The sequence below is a fragment of the Leisingera sp. SA215 genome (assembly GCF_055902035.1).
Genome location: NZ_JBVVXU010000013.1, coordinates 115,573 through 139,846, shown reverse-complemented (window position 1 = coordinate 139,846; position 24,274 = coordinate 115,573). Strand labels below are relative to the sequence as shown.

General features: G+C 61.7%; 18 protein-coding genes and 4 pseudogenes. 10 read left to right on the top strand and 12 right to left on the bottom strand.

From position 1 onward, the window contains the following. The first annotated feature begins 67 nt into the window (after positions 1–67). Positions 68–1,225 carry an IS110 family RNA-guided transposase gene (locus AC0KW6_RS15140; RefSeq protein ID WP_474035269.1) on the top strand — a complete coding sequence of 386 codons (1,158 nt, stop codon included), beginning with the start codon at positions 68–70 and terminating at the stop codon, positions 1,223–1,225. Positions 1,226–1,803: 578 nt separating this feature from the next. On the opposite strand, the pseudogene AC0KW6_RS15135 reads toward AC0KW6_RS15140, so the two are convergent. From AC0KW6_RS15135 to AC0KW6_RS15115, 5 genes and pseudogenes are all read right to left on the bottom strand, one after another. Further along, positions 1,804–2,286 (bottom strand): annotated as a pseudogene (locus AC0KW6_RS15135) (transposase); the annotation flags it as partial. Continuing rightward, positions 2,267–2,834 (bottom strand): annotated as a pseudogene (locus AC0KW6_RS15130) (IS5 family transposase); the annotation flags it as partial. The pseudogenes AC0KW6_RS15130 and AC0KW6_RS15135, both read right to left, overlap by 20 nt. Before the next feature lie 311 nt (positions 2,835–3,145). Then, positions 3,146–5,554, bottom strand: coding sequence for an FAD-dependent oxidoreductase (locus tag AC0KW6_RS15125; protein WP_474035314.1), 2,409 nt, complete (start codon positions 5,552–5,554; stop codon positions 3,146–3,148). A 22-nt stretch (positions 5,555–5,576) separates the two neighbouring features. Next, positions 5,577–7,130, bottom strand: coding sequence for a trimethylamine methyltransferase family protein (locus AC0KW6_RS15120; RefSeq protein ID WP_416361489.1), 1,554 nt, complete (start codon positions 7,128–7,130; stop codon positions 5,577–5,579). 91 nt (positions 7,131–7,221) lie between these two features. Further along, positions 7,222–8,343, bottom strand: coding sequence for a LysR substrate-binding domain-containing protein (locus tag AC0KW6_RS15115; protein ID WP_474035319.1), 1,122 nt, complete (start codon positions 8,341–8,343; stop codon positions 7,222–7,224). A gap of 93 nt (positions 8,344–8,436) precedes the next feature. Here AC0KW6_RS15115 and AC0KW6_RS15110 point away from each other — a divergent pair. Then, a pseudogene (locus AC0KW6_RS15110) lies at positions 8,437–8,583 on the top strand (IS481 family transposase); the annotation flags it as partial. Positions 8,584–8,601: 18 nt separating this feature from the next. Here AC0KW6_RS15110 and AC0KW6_RS15105 read toward each other — a convergent pair. The 4 genes from AC0KW6_RS15105 to AC0KW6_RS15090 all read right to left on the bottom strand — a co-directional run bounded on the left by AC0KW6_RS15105 (position 8,602) and on the right by AC0KW6_RS15090 (position 12,730). Beyond that, a complete protein-coding gene (locus AC0KW6_RS15105; RefSeq protein WP_323776921.1) occupies positions 8,602–9,885 on the bottom strand; it encodes a TRAP transporter large permease in 1,284 nt (427 codons plus the stop codon). Between the two features lie 2 nt (positions 9,886–9,887). Then, positions 9,888–10,451, bottom strand: a complete 564-nt coding sequence (locus tag AC0KW6_RS15100) for a TRAP transporter small permease (RefSeq protein ID WP_474035313.1) — start codon at positions 10,449–10,451, stop codon at positions 9,888–9,890. After that, on the bottom strand, positions 10,448–11,455 hold the full coding sequence (locus tag AC0KW6_RS15095; RefSeq protein WP_474035312.1) for a TRAP transporter substrate-binding protein: 1,008 nt from the start codon (positions 11,453–11,455) through the stop codon (positions 10,448–10,450). The genes AC0KW6_RS15100 and AC0KW6_RS15095 overlap by 4 nt, the downstream gene beginning before the upstream one ends. Before the next feature lie 390 nt (positions 11,456–11,845). After that, on the bottom strand, positions 11,846–12,730 hold the full coding sequence (locus AC0KW6_RS15090; protein WP_323776929.1) for a LysR family transcriptional regulator: 885 nt from the start codon (positions 12,728–12,730) through the stop codon (positions 11,846–11,848). 105 nt (positions 12,731–12,835) lie between these two features. Here AC0KW6_RS15090 and AC0KW6_RS15085 point away from each other — a divergent pair, with 105 nt between their 5' ends. Both AC0KW6_RS15085 and AC0KW6_RS15080 read left to right on the top strand, forming a co-directional pair. Next, on the top strand, positions 12,836–13,510 hold the full coding sequence (locus AC0KW6_RS15085; protein ID WP_323776931.1) for an RraA family protein: 675 nt from the start codon (positions 12,836–12,838) through the stop codon (positions 13,508–13,510). Positions 13,511–13,515: 5 nt separating this feature from the next. Continuing rightward, a complete protein-coding gene (locus AC0KW6_RS15080; RefSeq protein WP_323776933.1) occupies positions 13,516–14,205 on the top strand; it encodes a helix-turn-helix transcriptional regulator in 690 nt (229 codons plus the stop codon). Here AC0KW6_RS15080 and AC0KW6_RS15075 read toward each other — a convergent pair. After that, positions 14,187–14,735: pseudogene (locus AC0KW6_RS15075) on the bottom strand (aldolase/citrate lyase family protein); the annotation flags it as partial. The gene AC0KW6_RS15080 and the pseudogene AC0KW6_RS15075 overlap by 19 nt on opposite strands. Before the next feature lie 231 nt (positions 14,736–14,966). On the opposite strand from AC0KW6_RS15075, the gene AC0KW6_RS15070 reads away from it, so the two are divergent. The 6 genes from AC0KW6_RS15070 to AC0KW6_RS15045 all read left to right on the top strand — a co-directional run bounded on the left by AC0KW6_RS15070 (position 14,967) and on the right by AC0KW6_RS15045 (position 21,595). After that, complete coding sequence (locus AC0KW6_RS15070) at positions 14,967–15,872, top strand: proline iminopeptidase-family hydrolase (RefSeq protein ID WP_474035311.1); 906 nt, start codon at positions 14,967–14,969, stop codon at positions 15,870–15,872. Beyond that, positions 15,869–16,699 (top strand): carbon-nitrogen hydrolase family protein, encoded by an 831-nt coding sequence (locus AC0KW6_RS15065; protein ID WP_474035310.1) that lies wholly within the window; start codon positions 15,869–15,871, stop codon positions 16,697–16,699. Before AC0KW6_RS15070 ends, AC0KW6_RS15065 begins: the two co-directional genes overlap by 4 nt. A 93-nt stretch (positions 16,700–16,792) precedes the next feature. Further along, positions 16,793–17,641 (top strand): alpha/beta hydrolase, encoded by an 849-nt coding sequence (locus AC0KW6_RS15060; protein ID WP_474035309.1) that lies wholly within the window; start codon positions 16,793–16,795, stop codon positions 17,639–17,641. Continuing rightward, on the top strand, positions 17,638–18,729 hold the full coding sequence (locus AC0KW6_RS15055; protein ID WP_474035308.1) for an ABC transporter substrate-binding protein: 1,092 nt from the start codon (positions 17,638–17,640) through the stop codon (positions 18,727–18,729). Before AC0KW6_RS15060 ends, AC0KW6_RS15055 begins: the two co-directional genes overlap by 4 nt. Positions 18,730–18,789: 60 nt before the next feature. After that, positions 18,790–20,523, top strand: coding sequence for an ABC transporter permease (locus AC0KW6_RS15050; protein ID WP_474035307.1), 1,734 nt, complete (start codon positions 18,790–18,792; stop codon positions 20,521–20,523). Further along, positions 20,516–21,595, top strand: coding sequence for an ABC transporter ATP-binding protein (locus AC0KW6_RS15045; RefSeq protein ID WP_474035306.1), 1,080 nt, complete (start codon positions 20,516–20,518; stop codon positions 21,593–21,595). The genes AC0KW6_RS15050 and AC0KW6_RS15045 overlap by 8 nt, the downstream gene beginning before the upstream one ends. 254 nt (positions 21,596–21,849) lie before the next feature. Here the strand turns inward: AC0KW6_RS15045 and AC0KW6_RS15040 are convergent, their stop codons facing one another. Next, on the bottom strand, positions 21,850–22,776 hold the full coding sequence (locus tag AC0KW6_RS15040) for a carbohydrate kinase family protein (protein ID WP_323776947.1): 927 nt from the start codon (positions 22,774–22,776) through the stop codon (positions 21,850–21,852). 4 nt (positions 22,777–22,780) lie between these two features. Beyond that, entirely contained in the window at positions 22,781–24,271 is a 1,491-nt protein-coding gene (locus AC0KW6_RS15035) for a mannitol dehydrogenase family protein (protein WP_474035318.1), read from the bottom strand. Between the last annotated feature and the right edge of the window lie 3 nt (positions 24,272–24,274).

The window sequence follows — 24,274 nt, the reverse complement described above, 5'->3', positions numbered from 1 at the left end:
AACAGATCCCATGATTAGTGGCGCAGAGCGGATAGGCTGCGCCATGCCAATGATAGGAGAACTGGTCATGTCGTACTCACTCAATACGCCGAAATCTGTTCAATACGACCGCACGCTTGTCCTTGCGATCGAGTTGAGCAGCAAGTCTTGGGTCCTGGCGGCACAAGTGCCTGGTCTGCCGCAATCTAAGACCAGAACTATGATCGCACCTGATAAGCTGGCCCTTGAAACGGCAATCGATGGGTATCGGACCCGTGCCGCCGCCGCTGGCTCTCGAGTCGATCGTGTGATCGCGATTTATGAAGCTGGATGGTCCGGATTCTGGCTGGCGCGATGGTTGATCGCGAAGGGCGTGGAGGTCCACGTTGTCCAGCCTTCGAGTGTTCCAGTTGATCGCCGCATGCGCCGCGCCAAATCCGATGGTATAGATGCCGAGTTGCTTCTCCGCACTCTGATGGCGTGGCTTTGCGGAGAACCGCGGGTCTGTTCCATGGTGCCAATCCCGGACGAAGCCGACGAGGATGCACGGCGATGCATCCGCGAGCGAACGGAGTTGATCTCCGAGCGGATCAGCCTGACCAACCGGATCGGCGCCGTACTGGCGACATTAGGCGTCGAGGGTTACAATCCGCTCCTCCAGAGTCGCCGGCATCGATTGATGGATTTGCGCACCGGGCTCGGTGAGCCGCTGCCGCCGAACGCATTTGCAAAGATTGACCGGCTATTGAGCAGGCTCGAGCTCGTGCTCACCCAGATCGCTCAGCTGGAACGGGAGCGTGATGCCGTGGTTAAGGAACCCGCTGCGGATGAGGCCGGAAAAATGATCCAGCAGCTTTGCCGGTTACGCGGTATCGGGGTGCAGAGCGCCACCGTGCTGGTTCGCGAGGCTTTCGTGCGCCACTTCGCCAATGGCAAGGCGTTGGGATCGTATGCTGGTCTTACGGCGACGCCCTACAACAGCGGTGGAGTAGAGCGTGAGCAAGGGATCGGGAAAGCCGGAAACAGGCGGCTTAGAACGACGATGGTCGAACTGGCGTGGCTCTGGCTACGCTACCAGCCCGGTGCCGCGCAGGTTACCTGGTTCCGGGAGCGAACAGGCCAGACCGGCCGGCGTGTGCGTAAGGTGATGATCGTTGCGCTTGCCCGAAAGCTGCTGATTGCCCTTTGGCGGTTCGCCACTGATGGAGTGGTCCCACACGGAGCGACCTTGGGACCCGCCGCCTGACAGCTAATGAGATCAGGCTGCTTTGCGACGGCATGGCGGCTTGGTGACCGAGGGAACGTCGCCGTTGTCCGGCGTGGCACAATAGATGCCGTTTTCACAGAGTGGTGCCGTTCTTTTGGAGTTCTCCGGTCCCGAATGCGGGACAGTGGTTGGGATGCTGGTCCCGCCGGATGTGAGGTTTGCAGACAAGGGTCTGCCGAAAGAGAGCTCACCTCGAGCGCCGATGAAGAAATAATACCATTGACGGAGACATCATCATGTGAGGCCGGACAGACGACAGTACTGACAAATAAACCGCGAATATCACCAGAAAACGCTTGCAATGCAGGAGCCACCCACAGAGGCCTGCTCCTCGCAGCATCAGGCAACATGGTCTCACTGCCGTTTTGCGACGGCACAGAACTGCGAAGCCAGCACCAGCGACTGTGGTCGGTTCTAGCCAGCCCAAACTTGCCGCTCAGTGTTAACAGTGTCCCGGTCCCACCTTTCAGGGGTGGGGCTTGCCTGCGAGATCATACCCATCTCGTAGTGGGAGTGCGTTTCCTAGGGTCAGGAGTCCGTTAACGGGGACGTACCAGTCAAGCGGTTTTAAGCAGGAATACTGCGCCATCGGCCCGGATCCGATGGAGTATCACCGCAATACGGCGAGCCAAGTCAACCATCGCGCACTTGCGTCCACGGCGCTGTGCGAGCTGGGCTCCCCATGTTCTCAGCCATGTCGATCTGCCCGGTTCCTTATGACCGTTGCGGCCTGGCACAGCGCCGCCTGAGATTGGCATCCCCCGCCATGGTGGTGCCGCCTGATATATCACTTTCGCCGGATTGATTGCGCGCAGGCGTCAGACCGGCCCCTGGACCAACTCTCTTCGAAGAGGAGAAGCGCGCCGGATCGGCATGGCGTTCAGCGCTCCTTTCACCTGGCACGTTTCCATCAGCACAGCATCAAGGCCAGCTTCGGTCAGCCCCCGGTGCAGCCATTGCAACAGTGGCCCAGCTTCTAGGCCTATCGCGGCACTACTGCCGTCCAGATCGCCCAGCCAGCGCGTCAGAACCACGGCCTCCGGGCAGCCAGCCGGCATCCGGCAGGCTGCTCAACAACGCCCGCCCCCCGATGCTGTCGCTGACCTGCCCGGCAGTGACGAACAAGCTGAGTGGTCGGCCCTGGCTGTCGCAGATCGCGTGCAGCTTCGTGTTCATGCCGCTCGTTTTCGAGGCATTTGATCCCCCGAATCAAATCCTGATCCTTCAAACTCCGGCCGATCAGGCAGCCGCGCCCCCCTTTTTCACGCCCATGCTGGTCGCTGTCCGGCGGGCCTTGAGGTAGGTCGCGTCGATCATCACGGTCTTCTCTTCGCCATGCCCGGCAGCCATTCCGGCCATCAACTGCGCGAAGATGCCCTTGTCGCTCCACCGCTTCCACCGATTATACAACGTCTTGTGGGGACCGTATTCAGCAGGAGCGTCGCGCCATCGCAACCCATTGCGATTGAAGAATATAATCCCGCTCAACACGTGGCGGTCATCGACACGCGGCTTGCCATGAGGTTTGGGAAAGAAAGGCTCCAAACGCAATGGGTTGCGCATCGCTCAGCCAGAACAGATCAGACATATTCACCGCTCGTTTTTGAACCGTGAATCACGCTGACAGTGGGAAATCAATGGGTCCTGGGCCTAGTGCTCGAGCCCTTCTTGCCGGATGTTGAAATCACAACCAACAGCGGAAGTCCGAACCTAAGCAGCCGTGAGTAACTTTGTGGCGCTTAAGCCCGGTTCATTAATATAGGAGTAGAAGCGGCGAGATCAGCGCCGCCGCGCATTTCATATTGATAAAGGCGCTGCCCCAGATCACTCCCAAACAGGCAGAACGGGACAGCGCGCAGTTATTTCACCTCATGCTCCTTTTCCGGGAACGGCGTCGGCTCATGCCTTCTGGCGTTCATTGGTGGGGTCCCAAACCGGGGCGTCCAGCAAGGTAAAGGCCTTGCGCTCGCCCAGGATAACCACCTCCAGCTTGTCGGCAACCTCGGGATCGACATAGGCAAAGCCGAGACTCTTGCCTGTGGCATGACCGTAGCCGCCCGACGTGCAGACACCCACCACCCTGTCTCCTTGCATCACCGGCTCGCCGCCGTAGATGTCGCAATCGGTTGCCGCGGCCGCGCCATAGACCAATTTGGTGGCGATGCCCTTCTGGCGGAGCGATTCAGTCGCCGCGCGCCCCTGAAAGTCGCCTTTGTCCGGGGCGTAGAAGCGGGAGCTGTCGGCCTCGATCAGGGTGATTTCGTTGGTCAGTTCCGTGTTCATGCCGTGATAGGCTTTCTCCATGCGCAGACTGTTCACCGTATGGACGCCGAAATCGGAAATGCCGTGGGGTTCGCCGGCCTCCCAGATGGCAGAGTAGAGTTCCGCCAGCTGGGTCATCGGGGCGTGCAATTCCCAGCCCAGCTCGCCCACATAGTTCACGCGCAGGGCGCGCAGGGCGACGCCCGCAATGGTAATCTCCTGCCCTGACAGCCAACGGAAGGAGGGCGTGGAAAGGTCCGTCTTGGTCAGGGGCTGCAACACGTCGCGCGCCTTGGGGCCGGCCACAACCAGGATGCCAAACTCATCGGTCACATTGGTCACAGTCACGCCGTTTCCTGCAACGCTGAGATGGTCGAGCGCTTGCAATTCGGCCCCTGCGCCAGTCAGCACATAGAAGCGGTCATCGGCCAGACGGGTAATCGTCCATTCACCGACGATCCGGCCATTGCCGGACAGGACATGGGTCAGGGTGATACCGCCCTGTTTCTTCGGCAGCTTATTGGCGGTCAACTGGTCCAAAAGCGCTTCTGCTCCCGGCCCGGTCACGTCGAACTTGGCAAAACTTGACAGATCGCAGATGCCCACGCGCTCGCGGACCGCACGGCATTCCTCGGCCACGATGCCGAAGGTATTGTTGCGCCGGAATTGCAGGTCTTCGACAAAGCCCTCGGGCGCGAAATACTTTGGACGTTCCCAGCCGAAGACCTGAGAATAGACCGCGCCCTTGGCCTTGAGCGGCTCATAGAGCGGTGTCGCGCGCACATCGCGCCCAGCGGCGGCTTCACGCCCCGGCAGGGGGGTCACGAACATCTCGTGATAGTCCTCAAAACTCTTGGCGCGGGTATAGGCCTGATCGGCGAAGCCGCCGAAGCGGCGCGGATCGACGCAGGCCATGTTGATCTCGCTATCGCCGTGGACCATCCATTGCGCCAGGTACTTGCCGACGCCCGCGCCTTGCGCGATGCCGATGGACGAGCCGCAACATTGCCAGAAATTGCGCAGCCCAGGCGCGGGCCCGGCCAGCGGATTGCCATCAGGCGTGTGCGGAATTGCGCCGTTGATGATGCGCTTGATCCCGGCCTCGGCAAAGATCGGCATGCGCTCGAAGGCCTGTTCCAGCCATGGCGCGATCCGGTCGATATCGCCTTCGAACAGTTCGTTTTCGCTGCCCCATTCCGGGAAGCCGCCGCGATGATCCCAGGCCTCCTTGGCTCCAAAGTGTTCGTAGATGCCGACGAGGCCCGATTTCTGCTCCTGACGGTAATATCCGGCGGTGGCCGGGTCGCGCATCACCGGCAATTCGCCTTCCCAGGTCTTGAACTCGTCCAGCGCTTCGGTGACCAGGTAATGGTGCTCCATATTGGTGATCGGCGTATCCAGCCCGACCCACAGCCCGACCTCACGGGCGTAGCAGCCCCCGGCATTGACCACATGTTCACAGGTGATGTTGCCTTGTTCGGTCACCACTTCCCATTCACCCGACTGAAACTGTTTGATATCCATCACCCGGTTGCGGCGGATGATCGTGCCCCCCATCTGCCGCACCCCTGCAGCCATGGCGTTGCAGGCGCTCGACGGATCCACATGGCCGTCCATATTGGTCCAGGCCCCGGCCAGAATGCCGCCGGTCTCCAGCCAGGGGTTCAGCTCCTTGATCTGGTCGGGGTCAATGACTTCCATGTGGAACCCGACATTGGCCGAAAACCCGGCGACATAGTTGAACCAATCCACCTCTTCCTGCGTGGTGGCCAGCCGGATACCGCCGCAGCCATGCCAGCCGGCGGGCTGGCCGGTGATCTCCTCCAGACGCGGGTAGAGCGTGTTGGAGTAGTGGTGGATCTTGGCCATGTTGTAATTGCCGATGAAGCTTGGGCACTGGCCTGCCGCGTGCCAGGTCGAGCCGGAGGTCAACTCACCCTTCTCGACCAGCACCACGTCTTTCCAGCCCTCTTCGGCCAGGTGATAGGCGAGGCCCACCCCCATCATGCCGCCACCGACGATCACCACCTTTGCATGAGACTGCATCACTGTTCCTTTCCTGCTTGGCTCACCAAACGCCGTTGCCGCCGAACATCCGGTCCTGGGGCAGAATGATATTGAAGTTGTCGCGCAGCTGGCGGTCCAGTTGCTCAGAAATGTGACGGGGGTAATGTTCCGCCAGGATCTTTTGCACCTTGTCCCGCGCCACCTCGCGGGCGTCGCGGGCGCCGGCCTCCTCCCACTCGCTAATGCTGCGCCGGTTTGCGATCTCCGGATAAAGGTAGTCAGTCTTCATCCGATTGAAGGTCTGCGGGTGGCCAAGGTAATGGCCTTCGCCCAGCACAACGTCGCGGATCACGTCGAAACTTAGCGCGTCCTCGCTAACATCGACGCCCTTGACCGTGCGCAGGATGGCGCCGATCAGATCATTGTCCAGCACGTAGCTCTCAAAACTTGTGCCCATCAGGCTGCCATGCATGCCCGCGCATTCGTGTATCATCGATGCCCCGGCATGGGCCGCGAGCGAAATTGTGTAACCCTTCTCTCCGCCTGCCTGCATATCCGGCAGCTTGCTGTCGGTCATGCCCGCAGGGACCGAATTCGGCAGGTCGTAGAAACCGGCCATCTGCGCGCAGGCGGCAGACAGCAGCGCCTGCTCGCCCGACCCGCCCGACATCGCGCCGGTGCGAAGGTCGCTGACGAAGGGCCAGGTGGCAAAGATGCCCCGGCAGTTCGGGTCGATGATGTTGCACAGAACCAATCCGGCCAGAACCTCGGCGCAGGCCTGCGCCACGGCCCCGGCCAAGGCGGCAGGTGCGGTCGCCCCGGCCTGGCCTGCCGCCACGAGCAGGATCGGCATTCCCGCCTCCACCGCCGCCTCCAGCGCGTCGCAGCTTTCGGTCGCAAAGCGCATCGGCGGCACCACGTGGCAACAGACAGCAGTGCAGAAGGGGCGCTCGCGGAACTTGCCCTCGCCGCCCGCCACCGCGTCCAGCATCGGCATCACTGCGCGGATACTGGCGCTATCGGTGTAGCTGACGGCGATGGATTTGGCGGTGCCCGAAAGGCAGGCATAGGTGGTGTTGATATCCAGATCGAGGATCGTTTTCGTATCCCGCGCCACGACCGAGCGATGATACCAGTGGATATTGTCCATCCGGTCCACCAACCGCGCGATATCATAGAGATCGGCGACGCTGCTTTCGCGGTACTTGCCGCTGTGGAAATCCATAATCGTTGGCGCCGCGCCACCGGTGCCCGCATGCACGCGCTTGCCGCCGACTTCGATGTCATGCGCCGGGTCGATGCCGTGCAGGGTGAACTTGCGCCTTGTGCGGGCGATCACATCTTCGACGAGTGCGCGCGGAAAACGCAGGCGGCCGGTCTCATCCACCCAGCAGCCCGCCGCGACAGCGCGCGCCTCAAGGCTGGGGGTGACCTGGCTGAGACCAAGATCCGCCAGAAGCCGCAGCACCAGCTCATGAATACGCTCCATCTCTGACTGGCAGAGGGGCTGGTACCGCCCGCCAGTCATTCCCGGGCTGATCGGGGATGCCGCCGGGGCGGCTGCGGGCTTGGTACGGCCTCGGCGGTTCGGTTTTCGAATAGCGGTTGCGGGCATGAGCGACCTCGTGGCGTTTTCTGAGGTCCAGTAAGCTGCGAATCGGCGGCCCGCACAAACGATCATATTGAATGCAAGGCATTCCCACAGATCATGCGAAGTCTTCTCCAGGGTCGCATTCTTCTAACATCCATTGCAGGAAGTCGGTAATCTCCGGCTGCGCCATCTTGTCTTGCAATGCGCCGATGTAATAGCTGTTCCGGGTCTCCAACGGTAAACCCAATGGGCAGACCAGTTGTCCGCTTTTCAGCATTTCGTCCGTGATATAGCTCCAACCTAGGGCAACACCCCGCCCGGCCTCGGCCCCTTGCAGAACCATCGGATAACTGTTCAGGCGGATGCCCCGCCGCACCGGTTGCCCGGTGACGCCTTGCTGCGCCAGCCATACCTGCCAGTCAACCGCGCCCCAGATCGTGCCGCCGCCGTCCAGATGCAAAAGTGTCTGATCCAGCAGATCGCTGGGGCGGCGCAGCTCCGGATGGCTGTGCAGATAGCCGGGACTGCACACGGGATAAACGCGCTCGCCGAACAGCCGCCGGACCTCGACACCCTCCCAGTTTCCATCGCCGTAAAGCACCGCGATATCCGCGTCGCCGTTGCTTAGATCCACCTTCTGGTCTGTCGCCAGAACCCGCAGGTCCACGTCGGGGCAGCGTTCGGCAAAGCGCTCCAGCCGCGGCATCAGCCAGTAGTAAGAGAAGGCCACCGATGCTGCGACAGTGATCTGTGGTGTCTCTCCTTCTGTCCGCAGGCTGTTTACACATAGAGCGATCTCATCCAGCCCGCGCGTCACTGCCTCAAACAGCAGCTGCCCGTCGGGTGTCAACTCGATTGCACGGTGCTGCCGCCGGAAAAGCGGCCGGCGCAAATCCTCCTCAAGAGACTTGATCTGCCGGCTCACGGCGCTTTGCGTCAGGCAGAGCTCGTCAGCGGCGGCAGTGAAACTCATCCGCCGGGAAACAGCTTCAAATGTGTGAAGCTGTGACAGCGCTGGCAGCTGGTATTTCCTCAATTGATGGTCCCTCAATGCCGCAATGCGGTTCCAAACCGGCGATCCGCAATAGTTGCACGAACTAAGGGGACAGTGTCCATACAGGCAACAGTGCGAATCCGGAACTGCTAGAAGCCGATTTTCCGCCTGCACTCTCGCGTCTTTCCGCAAATTCGAATGACTGCAAACGGGAAGTTCGCCGCGCTGCCGAAAGTCTCGCATTGCGGGCGCGGGAGTTTTCTGCGTCAGCAATAGCGGCAAGAGCAAAAGGCGGCTCTGTCCCGCACTGGGTGAGATCAGGCGCCGCTTACCGGCAACTTTACCGCAGCTTACAACTTTGCCCGCAGGCTCAAAAGCCTCAGCGGCCTCACGCCTTGTGAACACTGCTGCAAAATCTGGACAGCCGAGCCAGATCGTTTCATCATAAATCCGATCCACCAGACGCCGGGACTGAACACTTAACCGGCGCAGTTTCTGAACTCATTGTGAGCCAAGCACGAGGTCAGGCAGAAAAGTGACGGTCTGCGGCACATAGGTCAGCAGCAGCAGAACCGCAATGAGCGGCAGCAGCATGGGCAAAATCGCCAGCGTGACCTGTTCGAAGCGGACACGGCCTACCTCGGAGACGATGTACAGACCAATCCCCATTGGTGGCGTTGCAATGCCAATCAACAGTCCAAGCTGGATGATGATGCCGAAATGCACACGATCAATGCCAAAGGCATCAATCAGCGGCAAAAGGGTCGGCACGAGGATCAGCATGGCTGGCACGCCTTCAACCACGCAGCCGATGACGATCACAAACAGCAGCAAGAGCGCCAGGAAAATGTGCTTGTTCTGGGTCAGCGAAAAGACCGCGCTGGCCAGCTTTTGCGGTGTCTGGTCAATGGCCAGAAGCCAGCCCATCGCGATGGAAAAAGAGATGATGATCATGATGACAGCAGTCATCATCGCCGTATCTGACAGTGCGTCAAAGAATTTTTGCCAGGTCAGTTCGCGGTACCACAAACCAATCGCCGCGCAGTAGAGGCAGGCCAGCACACCGGCTTCGGTTGCGGTGACCAGGCCAAACATGATCGACCCAAGGATGATTGCCGGGGCAACCAGCGCCAGAACACCGTGTTTTGCGGTGGCGATGACTTCCTGCACAGAGGCCGCGGGCTGGGTCGGAAACGCCTGCGTTTCCGCGCGAAGGCGGACATACAGCATCAGCGACACCCCCACGAGCAGGCCTGGTATCAACCCGGCCAGAAACATCCGTTCGATGGATTGCTGTGCGAGAAAGGCATAGAGGACAAGGCCGATGGAAGGCGGAATCAACGGCCCGACAACCGAAGAAGCAACCGTGATCGCAGCGGCGAAATCCGGTTTGTACCCCCGTTCGCGCATCGCCTTGATCTCAATTGCGCCCAATCCTGCGCAATCGGCCACTGCTGCTCCCGAGATGCCGGCGAAGATCATGGAAGACAAAATATTCACCTGTGCGAGCCCTGCCTTCAGATGTCCCACGAGCGCATTTGCAAAGTTGAAGATCCGCTCGGTGACGCCGGTCGCATTCATCAGGTTTCCGGCCATGATGAAGAAGGGCACCGCAGTCAACGATGCTTTGTTTACGCCTTCCAGCATTTGTTGAGGGATGATTTGCAGGGCGCTGGAGAAATCGGAGAAGAGGAAGGTCAGAAGCGTCGCCGTGCCGATTGAAATTGAGATCGGGACACGGAGCAAGATCAGAGCAATGAAAGATCCAAAGAGAATCCACGCCATTTTCAGGTCTCCAGATGGGGGGAAGCGGTGTTCTCAGGCAGGCCAAGCCCCATTTTGGCAAGATCGACCGCTGAGGTGACCGCAATCAGTGCAGCGGACAAGAACAATGGGATCGACAGGGCCAGGCGGGGTAATTCGTGCCCCGAAGGCAAGATGGCCCCATCATAGACACCGGTGGAGGTGGCCAGCACGGCGGGCAGCTGCATCAGGAGCATACCGACCAGAAAGAGCGCCGCGAAATCGGAAATGATGCGTGTCACGGCCATGCCTTTGCGGCCCATGTGTTGCGCCAGGAAGGTTATGCGAACGTCCTTGAGGCGGGCATAGAGCGCAAAAAAGCCAAAGAAACTGAGCCAGATGAAAAAGACCATTGTCCAAGGCCACATCCAATAGGGAGCGAGCCCCATAGGTCGCAGCATGATGGTGGCGGCGGTCAGGCCAAGCATCGCCAGAAGACAGAGGTTAGACAGCCAGAGAAAGGCCCCTCCCAAGGACCAGTTCAGCCGGTCGAGACGTTTGAGAACCTGCTGCTGGGGGCTCTCAGAAGATTGTATAACCTGTCTCATTGGGCGCTGGTACGGGTTTCTGCAATTGCATCCAGCAGACCTGCGGGCAGTTTTCCTGCGGCGTCCTGTTCCCGGTAGTAGTCCGCCATGGTTTCGATCAACGGTGTGGTGTCGAGCACTGAGTAGGTCACGCCTTGTTCTTTCATGCGGGTGATGCTGTCTTCGGCCACTTGGAACATCGCGGTCTGGGAGAACGCACCAGCTTCCTCATAGGCCTTTAGCAGCCCAGTGCGGGTGGCGTCGTCCAGCGCCTCAAGCGCCTGTGCGTTGACCATGAAGCCGATGGACTGCCAGAATTCATCAATGCGGGTGACATGTGGTGCCACTTCGTTGAAACGCATCGCTTCAACCAGGGCTATCGGTGAGTTGACGGCCTGCACGATGCCCTTGGAAATTGACTGATACACTTCGGTCCAGGGCAAAGTGATGACCTCAGCGCCGAGGGCGGTCCAGGCGTCGATGGCGCGGGTGCTCTCGTGCATCCGAAGCTTCAGGCCCTGGTAGGTTGCCGCGGTTTCGATCGGCACGTTTGATACGGTCACCAGGAAAGGCCCACGCAAAATGCGCGTCGGATCCCCCAGCATACGGACACCGGCCTGTTCGGCGGCATTGTCGAACCAGCCCTGCACAAGATCAGTCCCCATAAAGCGGACCCAGTGGTCATAGTCGTCGAACACGAAGGAAGGGGACGTCCAGTCCAAAGCCGGTTCCCATTTCTTCATATAGCCGTAACTTTCGGCGTAGACTTGAATGATGTTTGCCTGAAGCTGTTCCAGTACGGCGTTTTCCTTGCCGAGCTGCTCATTTGGGTAGATGGCGATTTTCAACGCGCCATCGGTATATTCTTCCGTCAACTCTGCAAATTTCCCGAAGACCTGCCCTTCGGGACTGTCCGCCGGCATCTTTGTCGCCATGCGCCAGGTTGTTTCGGCCTGTGCGGAGGCGGCCATTGTGAGGATCATCGCAGAGAAAAGAAATGCTTCTATTTTCTTGATCATGGTCATGTCCTTGTTGGTGGAAAAGACAGGGCTGGGCTGGCCAGGCGCGAAATGGTGGTGGGCGTGGGCGTTTTCGGTGCGCAAACGTCCGCCGTGTCCGGTGCGTCGGTCACGCCGCAGGAATGCTGACCCCGTGTTGCCTGACGGCGGCCGGACAGCAGGATGGCAAATGTCCTGGATCAGACGCCGCGTCGTTGTCGCAGACGCGATAAAGCGTTGTGTGTTAGGCGCAGGCCCGCCGATTGGCGGCGACGAAAGGTCGGTGATCAGACCGATGAGTGCAGGATTGCTGCAATGTCTTTGTCATGATTTTCCTCTCCCATTTTCTGCCAGGAAGCATGGCATGAGGATCTGCTTCGTTGAACCTGCAAGATCTTGCAGGTGATCACAGCGCCTTCATTGCTCGGTCGGGGCGCTGTATTCCGCCATCGCTTCGTGGGCGTATCTAACGGTGGTTTTCACAAGCGTGCTGGCACTGGTGCGTTGACGGAGGATGGAAACCGAGAGCGATTCCGGCCTCGTGTCCAGGTCCACGATGACGAGTTGACGGCTGTCCAGCTCACGGCGCACGGCTGCCTTTGGAACCAGTGCCAGCCCCGCGCCTTCAACCGCCATGCGGATCATCATGAACAGACTGTCACTCTGGGTAAAGCGGCGATGCCTGCCAAGGCCGAAGGCGGGTTTGTGGGTGGAGCTGTGCATGGGAGAGTCCCAATTGTACCCGATAATAGGCGACCGGCCGAGGTCATCGTCGCTCAACCTCCCAACACAGAGACCTGGTGCCGCAGTCCAGACCATCTCGAAACTCCCCAGTTTGGCACTGCGCAAATCCGAGCTCTGGTTCTCGCTTGAGGCGAAGGCGATGTCGAGCTGGCCGGAGCACATGTGGCGTAGCAGGGTCGCGCTTTGGTTGACTTCGATCTCGACGCGCAGATTGGGGAACTTGCGTTCTATCCGTTCCACCAGTGGCATCAGCCATGTGGCGGCGACGGGACCGTTTGCGCCCAGGCGCAGGCGGCTGGCGCTGGCATCTGCGCTGCGCTGAAACGACAGATCGTCGGTCAGGCGCAGGACGGTGCGGGCATATTCCAACAGCTCTTCGCCTTGTTCGGTGAGCGCGAGATTCTGGTCGCGGCTCAGCAGTGTCACTCCCAGCTCCTGTTCCAGCCCCCGGATGCGCGACGACACCGTGGGTTGGGAAATATTGAGCGCTTCGGCGGTTCTGCGAAAGCTGTTGAGGCGGGTGACCCAATAAAAGGTCCGAAGGCTGTGAATCTGCATGTTGCCTCCCAGGCGATAGAAAAATTCTATCGGCTTGATCCATCAATTCAAGTGGAACCAGCCATGCCAGCTTGTATTTGATAAAGAAAACGAACTGGAGCTGAGATGGCTTATATCCTCGACCCTATGCCGCAGGCGATTGCAAAACAGAGCCTTGCGCGCCTTCAGGCCTTTGAGACGGTGCTGCTGGGGCATTTCCTCTATCGCGGCATGCTGGACCCGGCGATCCGTCCGGTTGCTGCCACGCCGCGCGTGGTGGGGACGGCAGTGACGCTGACACTGCCGGGGTTTGACTCGACCTTGTTGCACCATGCGGCAGGGCTGCTGCGGCAGGGGGATGTTCTGGTCATCGACCGCTGCGGTGAGCACAAGGCGGCCTGTCTGGGTGGTGGGGTCGCCATGGCGATCCGCAATTCCGGCGCGGCTGCGGTGGTGATCGATGGCTGCCATACCGACACGGCCGAGTTGGCGGCGCTGGGCTTGCCCATCTTTAGTCGCGGGGCCTCGGCGCAGACCACGCGGCTGACGGGGCAGGGCGGGGCGTTGAACCGTCCGGTCTGCGCTGGTGGTGTGCCGGTGCTCGCGGGGGATGCGATCCTTGCCGATGGGCTCGGCGTGGTGTCGATCCACGCGGTGGAATTGCCCGAGGTTCTGGCGCAGGCTGAGACGCTGCAAGCGCTCACCGACACGACCATCGCGGGCGTCGCGCGCGGCGAGCGGATTGGCGATCTATCTGGTGCGAGCGAAATGGTCGCGCGGCTGACAGCGCAGGCGGGCTGAGCGGGATGGGCGCCGTCGCGGATCTGGTGGATGAGGTCTATGCAGACCTTGGCCCGCATGTACAGGGATTGGTCTATGACTATTCCCCGGTACCCTTTTCCCATGACCCGGCCCGTTTTGCGCTGCCCGAAATTGTCGAGGCGCGCGGTGCAGGGGCGTTGCTGGTGGACGATTGGTGTGGCCGGTTGCTCTATCGCGCTGATCCGGTGCAGCGGCGTGCCTCGCAGATTCTGAACCCCTTCGTCTGGAGCTATCACGCCGAGGAGTGCTCGGTCATTCGTGAGGATTTGGGCCTTGGCGGGGTGCGCGAGGTGCGTGAGCGGCTGCTGGACTGGATGCTGGGGCGGGGGATGACCGTGCCACTGCATCTGCCGGGGCGGGGATTTGCGACGCTGTCCGCCTTTGTCGAGGGGCGTGCAGATATGGATATGCTCGCGCGCTTTGCGCTGCAGGCGTTTCAGCTGCAGGATCGGATCTCATCAGAACTGCGGCTGGCGCGCGGGCCGCTCACCCTGCGCGAGGCCGAATGCCTGAGCCACACAGCAGCGGGACTGTCCGCGAAACAGATCGCGCATGAACTGGATCGATCCGAGAGCATGGTGGTCAAACATCTGCAGGCTGCGGCGTCCAAACTCGGGGCGCGCAATCGCAGCCATGCGGTTGCGATCGCCACCCGTCAGGGCTGGATCGACTGAACCGCACGCGCGGCGGCGTCACGCAGAGCTTGCGCCAATTCGGGCGAGGCGAGATCACCGGATATGCCATAGGGGCTGGTCAGGTTCAGCGGGCCGAGGAACAGCAGGTCGATGCCCTCCACCGCTGCGATTTCGGGGATGGCCTCCAACCCTGCGCGGCTTTCGATCATGACGGCGACAAGCAGCGAGTCGCTGGCCCTGCGCGGCTGATAGCTGTCGGCCCCCTAGCGGGCAGCACGCGAGACGGTGAACTGCGGCCCGCGACAACCCACAGGTCCATAACGCACGGCCCTGGCAATGGCGCGGGCCTCCGCACCCGATTGCACATCGGCCACCATGATGCCGTCAAACCCGGCATCCAGAAGCTGCCTGATCGCCCCGGCGGAGCCATCACGGGCCCAGGCAATCTCAAAGGCGTCCGAAGTGGTGCGAATGGCGTGCAGCTCATGCAGGGCAGCGCCCACCCCGGCGGCCGCATGTTCGCGGTCGACGATCAGCAGGGGAGAGCCCGTCTGCGCCATCACCTTATCGACGTCGGGGGTGGCAAGGAACTAAAAGGCGCCGGGCAGGCGGCTTCCGCTCAGAAAGTTTTGGCGCAGGGGTTTCATGGTGCTTCTCTGGTTTTGCGCGAGGGGAACGCGCGGCGGGACGGGCGGCATCCTGCAATATCTTGCAGCTTGTTGGCGGGTGGCAGGCTGCGGCAGTTTTACCTGAATATCGCACCGCCCCTCAGCGCCGGGGCCAATTCAAGGAGCCGCGCCATGTACGATACCCCGAAGGCCCATGAGGGCTATTGCGCCTTTGGTGAGCACCAGACCTGGTACCGGGTGACTGGTGATCTGGACAGTGCAGCACTGCCGCTGGTGGTGGCGCATGGCGGTCCGGGCTGCACGCATGATTATGTCGATGCCTATAAGACCATCGCCGCCACAGGCCGCGCGGTGATCCACTACGACCAGCTGGGCAACGGGCGCTCAACCCATCTGCCGGAGGCCCCGGCTGAGTTCTGGACCGTAGATCTGTTCCTCGACGAACTCGACACATTGCTGGCGCATCTGGGCATAGCCGATGGCTATTGCCTGCTGGGGCAAAGCTGGGGCGGCATGCTGGCGGCGGAACATGCGGTGCGCCGTCCTGTGGGGCTGAAAGCGCTGGTGATCGCAAATTCACCCAGTTCCTTTCCCACTTGGGCCGAAGAGGCGCTGCGCCTGCGCCGTGCGCTGCCGGGCGGTGTGCATGAGACCTTGCTCAAGCATGAAGAGGCGGGCGATTTCGACCATCCCGACTATGTGGCCGCCAGCGATGTGTTCTATCGCAACCATGTCTGCCGTCTTGATCCTTGGCCGCCAGAGGTGGTGGCAACCTTTGATGCGGTGGCCGCTGATCCCACCGTCTATCGTACCATGAATGGCCCGACGGAATTCCACGTCATCGGTTCGCTGAAGGATTGGACCATCGAGGACCGGCTGCATCTCATTGATGTGCCGACGCTGGTTCTAACCGGACGCTTTGACGAGGCCACGCCGCGCGCCGCCGAAGCTTATTCCACCCGCATTCCTGGCGCGCAATGGCTGATCCTCGGCCAATCCAGCCACATGCCGCATGTGGAGGAGCATGAGCTCTGTATGCAGGTGGTGTCTTCTTTCTTGGATCGGAGCACAAAATGACCCGTTTTGCCGCAGTTCAGATGTGCTCGACAGCGGATGTCGCCGCGAACAATGCCGCGATTGAGGCACTTGTGCGCGAGGCCGCAGGGCAGGGCGCGCGCGTGATCAGCCTGCCGGAGGCCGCCAATATCCTGCTGCGCGACCAGATGGCGTATCCCGCGCGCTGCCTCCCAGAAGCTGAGGACAGCACGCTTGCGCTCTGTCAGACGCTGGCGCAGGAGCTGGGTGTCTGGCTCCACACCGGATCGTTGTTGCTGCGCGCTGAAGAGGGCAGCCGCATCTGGAATCGCGGCCATATGATTTCGCCCGCAGGGGCGATCACGGCGCGCTATGACAAGCTGCACACATTCGACGTTGCGCTGGGCGGGGCGGGCGATTTCATCGAGAGCCGCGCGGTGGCACCGGGGCAGCGCGGTGCCATCACCTGCGAGGCGGACGGGCTGAAGCTGGGCCTGTCGATCTGCTATGATCTGCGGTTTTCCTATCTCTTCCGGGCGCTGGCCAGCGCGGGCGCTTCGGTGCTGATGATCCCGGCGTCGTTCTCGCCAATCACCGGCCCCTTGCATTGGGAGCCGCTGTTGAAAGCGCGCGCGATCGAGACCGGATCTTATGTGGTGGCAGCTGCGCAATCTGGCACCCGTGACGGGCTGCGCACCCATGGTCAATCGCGGATCATCTCGCCCATGGGAGAGGTGCTGGCCGCAGCAGGTGATGAACCCGGCGTGATTTTGGCCGATATCGACCCGGCACAGGTCACCGAAACCCGCCGCCGACTGCCGGTGCTTGCACAGACCCGCGAGATCGGCGAGGTGACCCATGAGGTGTAAAATGGGCCTGCCCGCAGTGCCCCGCGACACCTCCGCCAGCCACCTGCGGCATGCGCGCAGGTGCAGTGTAGTTTCCCATCCAAGAGGTCCCGCATGACAACGAGCCGCTCTGAGGCGTGTCACGCCAAACCTGACCCATTGGCGGGCCTGCCGGTCTATCAATTGACGGATGCCCCGTGGCGCTATGCCTTGCAGCGCGCAGTCACACCGGGTGCGCCCTTGCTGATCGCAGCGCATGGCAGTGACCGCAATATTCGTTGCCTGATGGCGGGGCTGGGGCTTGAGGGGCAGGTATCTGTCCTTGCACCGCTGTTTCCAGCCGAGATTGACGGGGAAAACACCGGCGATGATTACAAATTCCTGACCGCGGGTGGTGCGGACTACCTGACGCTGATGGACCTTATCCTTGCGGAGGCGCTGACGCGGTTGGGCGCCGCGCCGCGCCAGATCTGGCTGTTCGGCTTTTCGGGCGGGGCGCAGTTTGCGCAGCGTTATGCGCTGTTTCGAGCGGCGCAGCTGGATGGGTTGATCCTTGCAGCCCCCGGTGGGGTGACGCTCCTGCGCGAGGATGTGGATTGGTGGCCGGGCCTCCGGGGGGCTGCCCAAGCGGTGGGCGCCGAACCTGGTTTCGAAGCGCTGATGACATTGCGTACAGCAATTCTTGTCGGGGCCCAAGATCGCGCCGCAGGCATGGTCTCGCGCGCGGTTGGGACGAAATTCGGCGCGAGGGACGCAGGCTTGGCCGGGGAAACCCGCATCGACAAGGCCCGCGCTCTGCACCGGAGCCTCAGCGCCCACGGCGCGCCCGTCACTTACGCAGAACTTCCCGGTGTGGGGCATAAGCTTGCCCCCTGCATTGAGGCCGCCGCAGCGATCCTGCGCGACTGGTTGACCAAAAAAGAAGCAAGCACTCTTTCAACATCCGACAGGAGACACAGATGACAGGTTTCTGGATCACCGGAACGGCAGCCCTGTTAGCCGCAGGCGTAGCGCAGGCGCAGGCCATTCCCGAGGGTTACCCGGCTGGCTATGCAGAACTGATCAGCGCAGCCGGGACTGAGGGCTCTTTGCTGATCTACACCAATCTTTCCAACACCAACCTCGGTCCCGTAGTGGAGGCCTTTGGCGAAGCCTATCCCAATATCACCGTGGAATCGATCGAGATGGGTCCGTCGGAGGCTTTCTCGCGCTATGAGGCGGAGGTGGGCACCGGGGTTGAAAGTGCGGACCTTATCATCGCCAATTCTATCCCCGATTGGATCCGTGCTGTTGAGGATGGCATAATCGCCGACTACGCCTCGCCCGAGCGGGCGAACCTGCCGGAATGGTCCTATCCCAAACCTGGCCTTTTTACGTTTTCTGCCGATCCGATGGTGACGATCTACAACAAGATCACCGTGCCCGAGGAGCTGCAAGCCAGCTCGATGGAGGCGTATTTCGCCAATATCACCGCGCATCCTTCGCTCTTCAAGGGCAAGGTGGGCACCTATGACGGGCGTTATGCCTTTGGTGGCTCCATCGGCTATGCCTTCACCCAGCATCATGGCGACGCTGCATGGAACTGGTTTGCCTCTGCCGGGCCGCTGACCCGTCCGGGCGGCGGGGCAGGTGGCATGATCGAGCGCACGCTGACGGGCGAGCTGTCGTCTTCGTTCTTTGTCTCGGGGCCGGTGGTCTTTGGCAAGATGAAAGACGGGCTGGAGGCTGTTCTGGGCTGGACCTTCCCCTCTGACGGCACCCCGGTGTTTCTGCGTGGCATGGGTATCACCCAGAGTGCACCGAATGCGGCGGCTGCACGGGTGTTTCTGGATTTCGTTCTTTCCGAGCCGGGCCAGCAGGCCGTCAGCGCAGGCAGCCTTACCGCTTACCGCCCGGGCGTCACGCCAGAGGCCGCGGATGCGTACGCACTGGATGACGTGATCGAGGCTATTGGCGGTGAAGAGAACCTCATCCTGATCGACTATGACCCTGGCATGATCGCAGGCTTCAAAGAGTTTAACGCCCGCTGGGGCGAAGCGTTCAATATGTAATATCTCCGGGGGCTGGTGTGCGCCTGCGCAACCGGCCCCGTTTGAAAGGCCCCCTTCCCGATGGCATTCCTATCCAGGACCGCCCCCCACCACGGCACGGCAACCTCGCCGCCGTTTGACCGGGCGCGGCTTATCCAGTGGCTGATTTTTCTGGTCACGGCGTCGCTGATGCTGGCGCCCGCGTTGCCCATTCTGTTGCAGGTGGTCGTTGATCGCCCGCTTTATGCGGATGACTGGCAGTTCACCTTTGGCAATATCGCGCAAATCTTCCAGTCGGAACGCATTGGCCGCATTGCGCTGACCACCGGGCTGTTTGCACTGTTCAGCGTCATCATCGCCGAGGTGCTGGGCATCGCTGCCGCCCTGCTGATCGGGCGCACTGACATGCCGGGGCGCAAGGTCATGGGCGATGTACTGATGTGGCCGCTTTATCTGTCGCATCTGATCTTTGCGCTGGGCTGGGTGATCATTTACGGCCCCTCGGGTTTTGTCACCCAGATGATCGCGCAAAGCACCGGCGAGGCCCCGTGGAACCTCTATTCCATCGCGGGTATGTCGGTGGTGGCCGGGATCAGTCAGGCACCGCTGGCCTATCTCTATTGTCTCTATGGGGCGGTACGTTCGGTGGATTCGACGCTGGAAAGCGCGGCACGCACCACGGGCGCTGGGCCGCTGCAGGTGCTGCGCAAGGTGACGCTGCCGCTGATGATCCCCTCGATCATCACCTCAACGGCGCTCAATCTTGTGATCGCTGTTGAGACCCTGTCTATCCCTCTGTTTCTGGCGCGTCCGGCCCGGATCGATACCCTCTCGACCTTCCTCTATGCCGAGGGCGTCGCGGCCTCCAACCCCAATCACGGGCTGGTTGCGGCTTCCTCTCTGTTGCTGATGACCCTGGTGGGCTCGACCCTGATGCTGCAACGCATGCTGCTGCGCCATGGCCACCGCTTCGAGACCGTGAAGGGCAAGGGCTCTCGTCCGATGGTGCTGGGACTGGGCAAGCTGCGCTGGCCGCTGGCGATCCTGTTCGCGACGGTATTGGTGGCGACAGTAGTGGTGCCGATTGCGGGCATCATCCTGCGTGCGTTTACCTCCTTCCTGTCGCCGCTGGTGCCTGTCTCCAAAGTGCTGACGCTCAACAACTTTGATAAGCTGTTCGCTGATGAGGCCAATATACGCGCGATCTGGAACACGGTGGAGATCGCGCTTCTGTCGGCGGGGCTGGGCACCGTGCTTGCGGTGGCGGTGGCGCTGGTGATCCAGCGATCCGACTTTCGCTTCTCCGCCACGCTGGAGGCGCTGGCCTATTCGCCGCGCATCGTGCCCGGCATGATCACCGGTCTGGGCGTGTTCTATGCCGCCGTGATCCTGCCGCCGATGGGCTGGCTCAGGGGGAATATCGGCATCATCGTGGTGGCCTATGTGATGGCGACCCTGCCGCTGGCGATGGGGGTGATCCAGCCCGCCATTGTGCAGATCGGGCGGGATCTGGACCGGGCGGCACGCACGGTTGGGGCGGACTGGAGCGATGCGATGCGTATTGTGTTGCTGCCGCTCCTGAAACCGGCGCTGCTCGGCAGTTTCATCCTGCTTTTTGTGTTCCACCTGAAATCCTACATCATCGCCATCTTCCTGATGGCACCGGGGCTGGAGGTCATGGGGGTGTCGATGCTGTCGCTCTGGACCAATGGCGATGTGGGCGTGCTTGCGGCCTTTGCCGCCTTCCAGATCGTGCTGGTCGCCAAGCTGCTGCTCCTCGCCCGCTTCCTCTTCAAGGTTAAGATCTATGACTGAACTTGTTCTCTCCGATGTGTCACGCCGCTATGGCGCGGCGCTGGCCATCGACTCGCTGAACCTCACCGTTTCTGAGGGTGAATTCCTGACGCTTCTGGGCCCCTCGGGCTGTGGCAAATCCACTACGCTGGCCTCGATTGCCGGGTTGGACCAGCCCACGCGGGGGCGCATTACCTTTGGTGGCCGGGTGCTGGTGGATGCCGGTACTGGCACCTATTTGCCCCCCGAAGCGCGCGGGTTTGGCGTGGTGTTTCAGAGCTATGCGCTCTGGCCGCATATGACGGTTGAAAACAACGTTGCCATGTCATTGAAGCTGCGCAAGGTGCCCGCCGCGGAGCGCAACAAACGTGTGGCCGGGGCGCTGGACCTGGTGGAGCTTGGCGGCCTTGCCAAGCGGTATCCCGGGGAGCTGTCGGGCGGGCAGCAGCAGCGGGTCGCACTGGCGCGTGCCATCGTCTTCCGCCCGCCGCTTTTGCTGCTGGATGAGCCGCTGTCGAACCTCGATGCGCAGCTGCGCCAGCAGGCGCGGGTGTGGCTCAAGGACATTCAGCGCGAACTGGGGCTCACTACGATCTACGTGACCCACGACCAGGACGAAGCGCTGGCGATGTCTGACCGGATTGTGGTGATGCGCGGCGGCAAGGTGATCCAGCTGGGCCCGCCCAAAGACATCTACCGCGACCCGCAACACCCCTTTGCCGCCAGCTTTATCGGCAACGCCAACCTGCTGGAGGTCACCGGCAGCGCCGTGACAGAGCCGGGCGCCTGCACCGTGACTTTGGCCGATGGTCAGCCGATCCGGGGCCGGGCGCCAGTAGGCGGGCTGGTTTCCGGCAAGCAGCTTCTGGCCGTGCGCCCGCATCTCATCCGCCATGAGGCCTGCGAGGACGCATCAGAAGTTATGGTCGAGTTCGGGGCCGAGAGCTATCTGGGCGATCACTTCGAACAGGACGTGCATGTGGCCGGGGTCACGATCCGGTTGAGTGTGGACGAACCGCAGCCGCGCGGCCCCGGGCGGATTTGGGTTCGCCAGCAGGACGCGGTGATCTTCTCCCGGCAACAGGCGGATTAATACCCGCCGGCGGTTTCAATGCAGGGAGGCCCCAGTTGGTAGACGGAATGCCAATTTCGATTGCGGAGAGGGAGCTCGGAAAGTTGCCTGTGTCACTTGCGAAAGCGCCGCCAACCATACAGGCCGGTGACCGGCGCGGGACAGGGCCGCAAGGCCGTTTAACGCAGTCCGCTGCCTTGCGGCGGGTCCATAGATTGAATCCCTTGTGGCGGCGATAACATTCACGGCTACAGAAGGGGCTGGAAAGTTCGTATTCACAGTTCCCCGGCCCAAGGCGGGTTTGCGCCGGCCCGGGAAACCGTCACCGCTGCCACTCTCGCACCATGCTTCATCGCCTGCTGCAGAATTTCCGGCGGCAAGGCGGCCAGCTCCGGTTTTGTCAGTCGGCCAAGCTCGGACAATTTTGCAAGAACGCCCGCGTTGAAGGTGTCGCCGGCCCCGACAGTGTCGGAAATTTGCGCCCGGACGGCCGGCACATGCACTTCGCCGCCGTTTGCCAGGAAACCGGTCGCACCTTCACCGCCACGGGTCAGGATCAGCAGGGATGGCCCCCGCTCCAACAGAATGGACACTTTCCCGCCCAGCGACAGCGGTTGTGGCAGCAACCAGTTCAGATCCTCGTCGGAGGCCTTCACGATATCCGCCCGTGCCACCATACGGTCCAGCCGGGCGCGGTATTGTTTGATGTCCTGAATGAACCGGGGCCGGATGTTCGGGTCAATCATGACGGCGCGATCCGGTCCTTCCCGTTCCAGCAGCGCAGAATAGGCCTCGGCGCAGGGCTCCGAGGCTAGGCTGATGCCGCCGAAGAACAGGGCTGATACCTCTGCGGGCAGCCTCGGCATGTCACTGGGCTTCAGCATGCGCCCGGCTGAGTTCTCGTCAAAGAAACAATAGGCGGCATGGCCGGCCACGAGGCGGACGAAGGCCAGCGTGGTGGGGCGGCCGGACTGGATCACCAGCGATGTGTCGACATGGCTGGCCTTCAGCGTTTCGGCCAGCTGCCGCCCGAACATGTCGCTGGACAGGCCGGTCAGCATACCGGAACGCACCCCGAGCCGCCCCAGCGCAATCGCGGTGTTGAACACCGCCCCGCCGGGGTGGGGCACAAACCCGTCCGGCCCGTCCACGGTTGGCGCAGGGATCATGTCGATCAGGGCTTCTCCGCAACACAGGATCATGGATTCAATTCCTTTTGCCGGGTTCCAGCCCGGCATATTTTCTCAAAGCCTCTGCGCTGCCTTCCGACCAGATCATCTGGAGCCAGCGTGAAAACTCAGCAGCGAACCACTGGTTGCCGGCCAGGTCGCCGTAGATGTGGTGCTGTTCCAGCCAGGCTTGCGGACGCTGCTTTGCGGCCTTGGCAGCCGCAGCCAGCGCCTCCCAATTGGGATCGTTGGCCTCGATCCCGGTGCCATTCTCGCGCGTGCCGGCACACATGCGCGCCCAAAGCGCCTCAACCAGGCTCAGGCCCGCGATCGGGCCGCCTGCCGCCAGCGCATCACGCAGAATTGGGTGAACAAATTCCGGGTGCCGGGAGCAGCCATCAAAGGCAACCCGCCGGACCGTGTCGCGGATGGCGGGGTTGGAAAAACGGCGCTCGATCAGTTCGGCATAGTGTTGCGGTTTCATTCCAGGAACCGCCGCAACATAGGGGGCGATCTCCTGTTGCTGGACCCTGCGGAACAGCGCGGCAATCAGCGGATGCGCCAGGCAATCGGCGATGGTCTCCACCGACAGCAGCTCCCCGGCATTGGCAAGCACTTGATGGCCCGCATTCAAAATGCGGATTTTCATCACCTCATAGTCATGAACTGAGGGTGTGAACACCGCCCCGGCCTTGTCCCAGTCCGGGCGGCCCGCGCAGAAATCATCCTCGATCACCCATTGACGGTAAATTTCATGGGTGACGGGAGCGGCGTCCACAATGCCCAGCCTGCGGGCCAAGGCGATTTCGCCGGGGCCGGTAGCGGGCACGATGCAGTCGACCATCGAGTCCGGGAAACTGCAGGCCCGGTCGATCCAATCCGCCAGCGCCGGGTCAGTGAGGCGCGCTAGCGAGACCACCGTTTGCCGGGTGGCGCTGCCGTTGCCGCGCAGGTTGTCGCAGCTTTGAACCGTGAACGGACCGGCCCCGGCGTTGCGCCTGTTCTTCAGTGCAGCCACGATGGCCCCGAATACAGTGTGCGGGCGGCAGGGCTCCGCAACGTCATGACGGATATCAGGGTGCCCGGCGTCCAGCCCGCCGGTTTCCGGGGCCACGTAATAGCCGCCTTCGGTCACGGTCAGTGAAACGATGCGGATCGCCGGATCCGACATGGCGCGGATCAGCGGGCCGTTTCCGTCTTCTATCGGCAGGTAATCTATCATCGATCCGGTGATCTCAGCAGAGACGCTGCCGGGGGCCAGTTCGATCAGGGCGGTCAGGCAATCCTGCGCCAGCAGTTTTTGCCGCATTCCGGCATCATAGGGGCGCACCCCGGCCCCGATGATGGCCCAATCCTGTGCCAGCCCCTGTTGCATCAGCCGGTGCAAATACCACGCCTGATGGGCACGGTGAAAGTTGCCGAGCCCGATGTGAACAATCCCCGGTGTCAATGCGGCGCGGTCATACCCGGGACCTGCAACGCCTTCGGGCAGATCCTTCAAAGCGGCCAGGCCAAGCTGCACCGGCATGCG

Excerpts from the sequence above, each read along its gene's own strand:
- AC0KW6_RS15140 (WP_474035269.1), top strand. The coding sequence starts at position 68 with ATGTCGTACTCACTCAATACGCCGAAATCTGTTCAATACGACCGCACG.
- AC0KW6_RS15125 (WP_474035314.1), bottom strand. The coding sequence starts at position 5,554 with ATGCAGTCTCATGCAAAGGTGGTGATCGTCGGTGGCGGCATGATGGGG.
- AC0KW6_RS15120 (WP_416361489.1), bottom strand. The coding sequence starts at position 7,130 with ATGCCCGCAACCGCTATTCGAAAACCGAACCGCCGAGGCCGTACCAAG.
- AC0KW6_RS15115 (WP_474035319.1), bottom strand. The coding sequence starts at position 8,343 with ATGCGAGACTTTCGGCAGCGCGGCGAACTTCCCGTTTGCAGTCATTCG.
- AC0KW6_RS15105 (WP_323776921.1), bottom strand. The coding sequence starts at position 9,885 with ATGGCGTGGATTCTCTTTGGATCTTTCATTGCTCTGATCTTGCTCCGT.
- AC0KW6_RS15100 (WP_474035313.1), bottom strand. The coding sequence starts at position 10,451 with ATGAGACAGGTTATACAATCTTCTGAGAGCCCCCAGCAGCAGGTTCTC.
- AC0KW6_RS15095 (WP_474035312.1), bottom strand. The coding sequence starts at position 11,455 with ATGACCATGATCAAGAAAATAGAAGCATTTCTTTTCTCTGCGATGATC.
- AC0KW6_RS15090 (WP_323776929.1), bottom strand. The coding sequence starts at position 12,730 with ATGCAGATTCACAGCCTTCGGACCTTTTATTGGGTCACCCGCCTCAAC.
- AC0KW6_RS15085 (WP_323776931.1), top strand. The coding sequence starts at position 12,836 with ATGGCTTATATCCTCGACCCTATGCCGCAGGCGATTGCAAAACAGAGC.
- AC0KW6_RS15080 (WP_323776933.1), top strand. The coding sequence starts at position 13,516 with ATGGGCGCCGTCGCGGATCTGGTGGATGAGGTCTATGCAGACCTTGGC.
- AC0KW6_RS15070 (WP_474035311.1), top strand. The coding sequence starts at position 14,967 with ATGTACGATACCCCGAAGGCCCATGAGGGCTATTGCGCCTTTGGTGAG.
- AC0KW6_RS15065 (WP_474035310.1), top strand. The coding sequence starts at position 15,869 with ATGACCCGTTTTGCCGCAGTTCAGATGTGCTCGACAGCGGATGTCGCC.
- AC0KW6_RS15060 (WP_474035309.1), top strand. The coding sequence starts at position 16,793 with ATGACAACGAGCCGCTCTGAGGCGTGTCACGCCAAACCTGACCCATTG.
- AC0KW6_RS15055 (WP_474035308.1), top strand. The coding sequence starts at position 17,638 with ATGACAGGTTTCTGGATCACCGGAACGGCAGCCCTGTTAGCCGCAGGC.
- AC0KW6_RS15050 (WP_474035307.1), top strand. The coding sequence starts at position 18,790 with ATGGCATTCCTATCCAGGACCGCCCCCCACCACGGCACGGCAACCTCG.
- AC0KW6_RS15045 (WP_474035306.1), top strand. The coding sequence starts at position 20,516 with ATGACTGAACTTGTTCTCTCCGATGTGTCACGCCGCTATGGCGCGGCG.
- AC0KW6_RS15040 (WP_323776947.1), bottom strand. The coding sequence starts at position 22,776 with ATGATCCTGTGTTGCGGAGAAGCCCTGATCGACATGATCCCTGCGCCA.
- AC0KW6_RS15035 (WP_474035318.1), bottom strand. The coding sequence starts at position 24,271 with ATGCCGGTGCAGCTTGGCCTGGCCGCTTTGAAGGATCTGCCCGAAGGC.